The 3,583-nt window shown below is 42.0% G+C and carries 3 protein-coding genes; 1 reads left to right on the forward strand and 2 read right to left on the reverse strand.

Annotation, left to right across the window (positions count from 1 at the left end; genetic code table 11):
• Nucleotides 1–592: 592 nt before the first annotated feature.
• Both F3741_12100 and F3741_12105 read right to left on the reverse strand, forming a co-directional pair.
• Complete coding sequence (locus F3741_12100) at nucleotides 593–1,453, reverse strand: DnaJ domain-containing protein (GenBank protein ID MZG31522.1); 861 nt, start codon at nucleotides 1,451–1,453, stop codon at nucleotides 593–595.
• A gap of 10 nt (nucleotides 1,454–1,463) precedes the next feature.
• Nucleotides 1,464–1,997 (reverse strand): hypothetical protein, encoded by a 534-nt coding sequence (locus F3741_12105; protein ID MZG31523.1) that lies wholly within the window; start codon nucleotides 1,995–1,997, stop codon nucleotides 1,464–1,466.
• Between the two features lie 421 nt (nucleotides 1,998–2,418).
• Here F3741_12105 and F3741_12110 point away from each other — a divergent pair, with 421 nt between their 5' ends.
• Complete coding sequence (locus tag F3741_12110; GenBank protein MZG31524.1) at nucleotides 2,419–3,495, forward strand: hypothetical protein; 1,077 nt, start codon at nucleotides 2,419–2,421, stop codon at nucleotides 3,493–3,495.
• The last annotated feature ends 88 nt before the right edge of the window (nucleotides 3,496–3,583 follow it).

Below are 3,583 nucleotides of genomic sequence, written 5' to 3' on the forward strand. Positions count from 1 at the left end.
ATCATAACTTCTGTTCCTACGCGGCGAACCGCATGTTCTATGTCGGCAGAGGTGATCTCTTCTTGGTCTTTTTTTTTCAGTTCCTCAACCACCTCATCCAGGAAAAAAAATCGCAAAGCTTTAAGGATGACTCCAAAAAGGATTCCAGAAGAAAACCCTGTTACACCACCCCGTTGTTTGAGCTTTTGTTTTAATTCATTCCCGATCTGGTCATATTTTTGCCCCAGTTCATGTTTCGGTATGTTTTTTTGAAATTTAGGGACACGATTAATCACCTCTCGGGTTATCCAGTCCAGCAACTCCTGAAGTCCTGTTAATGCTTCACGCATTTTTTTGCCAAGAAGGTGCAGGATGCAGGATAGCCAACTGTGTAACAAACCCAGGACCAGGTAAGCTGCCCCCACTAAAACCAGAATCGCTCCTTCCAGCCAAACATTCCATTCAGCGGAATCGAGCACCTTGAGATCAAACAAATAAGTTGCAAGAGCACCTGATACCAAACCGCAGACACCGAACAGGAATAGGTTCTTAAATGCTCCAATGAGAAGATCTTTGAAAAAAGCAATCCAGAAATTTAGTATTTGTTGATTATTCATTTTTTGCTGGGGCTTGCGTTTGAATCGATATTGATCGAAAGGATCAGGTCTCCACGTTTTTCAGCATGGGTTTTTCCTTTATCTTTAATGCGTAGTTTTCCACCTGAAGGAAAGTTTGGGGGGATGCGCACCATCAATTGTTCTGTTCGGCCGTTAGCCTGATAAGAGATTTTCTTGCGGGTGCCTTTTAAAGCTTCTATAGGTGGTATAGAAATGGAAAAGCCCATATCAAGAGAGTTTTCTTTTTTTGTGAAAATATCTTTTATGCCATGCATTACAGGGTTCTCAGGTTTTGGAGGAACGGCTTGATCTGTTTGTGTCCGCTGGTTCATTTTATGCAAAGCGTAAAGGGAAGAGCCTACAACTTGAGCCAACTTTAAGCCCACGCCTATTTTCCCGATTGGTCCTGGAACCATTCTGAGGATTCTGCCAAGTCCTCCAACAGCTCCACCAAAAAACAGGGACTGGAAAAAAGGGTTGCCGGACCGGAATCCGGACTGGTTAAATTCCCTGTTGAGTTCTTCAAAAATTTCACGGGCATTTTCTCCATTAAACATGCTGGCAAATATATCTTCCTGGGAATAGCGAAAGTCAGAAGAGCCTGTGGAACGTCCAGCAAGATAATCCGCACGAAAACGGTCATACTCTCTTTTCTTTACGGGATCACTCAATACACCATAGGCTTCAGTAACTTCCTTAAACCTCTCTTCCCTTTCAGGGTCATCGGGGTTATGGTCCGGGTGAAGTTCTAAAGCCAGTTTTCGGAAAGATTTTTTGATCTCTTCCTGGCTGTTACAATCTTGTGGAACCTTAAGGATAGAGTAATAGTCTTTAAATTCTTTAGGTCTGCGAGGCATTATGGACTCTTTACATTCCCAGCTTCTGGGGATAGATTGCTTCGGCTACTTCAGGTCCTTCCAGCTGGGTTTTATATTTCAGCGTAGAAATCAGATAAGTTTCATCTGTATGCAGTCTCTGCTTCAGGTTTTCAAAATGGACCTTTATGGGTTGGGCAGGGATGTCAGTATCTACTTTTTGTGGAACGATTATGAAGTGGGTTTCTCCCAGAACGTCTCTATATTTACGTTTCATATTCACTTTATAAGCCAGATAGCCATTCACGACTTCTGCACCGCCATATGGGTTTGCATTCAAAACCTTATAACTATCTGGAATATAAACATTGGCGAAATAATCTGGTCCGAGAGAGTGGTGAACCGTAGTCTTAACTTTTAGAATACGCAGTTTCTCCTCTGTTGGTATCATATCCATTTCCACCCAATAGGTACGATCGTGGAAATTAAGGTTTTCCAGAAAAACGATCCCATACAATGCGTTAAACTTGAATTGCAAAAAGATGCCTAAAAATACCCAGCCAAATATTCTCCAGAACTTTCTCACTACAGTAACCTCGACCTGTTTTTATAACGAACTCGCAGAAGTGATTTCTTGACGAATCTCTAAAATTATTATCCGGAAATCGTAGACGAAAAGCAACCACGGGCCTGACATATTTGGGTAATCCGTTAAAAATATCATTGATTTGGACATGCGCGGACTTTTTTTAGGGAGATAATAGTTTTACTCAATGGTGAATGCGTAAAGTTTATTGGTATGAAGGCGTGATGGGTACTTGCGGTTTATCAAGGGTTTTAATCCATATTTCAGAATTAAGGTATTTAGATTCAACATATTAAACTTGTTTTAATTTTCCTTTAAATATAGAGTTGTCATTATTTACTTAGATGGCTTAATCACAAAACAATCAACATACAAAAATAATTAATCTTACCAACAGTTCAATGAACAATAGAGGGCTATAATGTCTCAATTAAAACCAATCTGCTTCATTGTTTTATCTTTGTTAATTTGCTTTTCAGTCATTTTTCCCAATGCAACATACGCAGGTAATGATGTTTATTGTGACGATGAAAACAACTGTATTGATGACTTGAGCGGATATATTAGTGGGGAAATACAAAATAATATTCCCGAATACCAAGACTTACTAAATCTAGCAATCAATCCTAAAGAATATATATCAGCAGAAATAGATGCTGCAGTACAGGCTGCGCAACAAAAAGCTGAAGAGTTTGTCCAGCAAGCTTTAGATACCTTAAACGCAGCAGAAGCTGCAGCAGAGGCAGCAAAGCAGGAAGCGGAAGATTTTGCTAATCAAGTAACAGAGGCCGCAGATTTAGCCAGGCAGTCTACAGAATCTGCCGAAGCTACAGTACAGGCTGCACAGCAAGCAGCAGAAGAGTTGGCTAAACAGGCAGGAGAGGCTAAAGTTGCTGCCGAAGCTGCAAAAGCTGAAATGCAGGCTGCACAGCAAGAAGCAGAAGAGTTGGCTAAACAGGCAGAAGACGCTATAGTTGCTGCCGAAGCTGCAAGAGTTGAAGTACAAGCCCAGCAGCAAACAGAAGCATTAGCCAATCCACCAACGGATCCTGCGCCACAAACACCACAACAGCAAACAGAAGCATTAGCCAATCCACCAACGGATCCTGCGCCACAAACACCGCAACAGCAAACAGAAGCATTAGCCAATCAGCCAACGGAACCTGCGCCACAAACACCGCAGCAGCAAACAGAAGCATTAGCCAATCAGGCAACGGAGACTTCTATGGCTGCAGATGCGTCATTACAGGCTGCACAGCAAGCAGAAGAGCTTACTCTGGCAGCAAAGGCTGCAAAAGTTAAAGTACAAGCTGCACAGCAGATAGCAGAGGAGTTAGCCAAGCAAGCACAAGAAGCTATTCTGACAGCAGAAGCTGCAGCACAAACCGCACAACAAGAAGCGGAGATGTTTGCAAATAAGATAGCAGAGGCTGCAATGAACGCAGAGGCTGCAGTACAGGAGGCACAACAAAATAGGAAGAGCTTGCAAATAAAATAGCAGAAGCTCAAGAAAAAGTTCAACAAGCAAAAGAAACTTTAGAAACTGCTCAACAGGATGTTGCTAGTGGAAATTATGGAGAAGCATT

The organism is Nitrospinota bacterium (assembly GCA_009873635.1).
In the GTDB taxonomy this organism is placed as follows: Bacteria; Nitrospinota; Nitrospinia; order Nitrospinales; family VA-1; genus LS-NOB.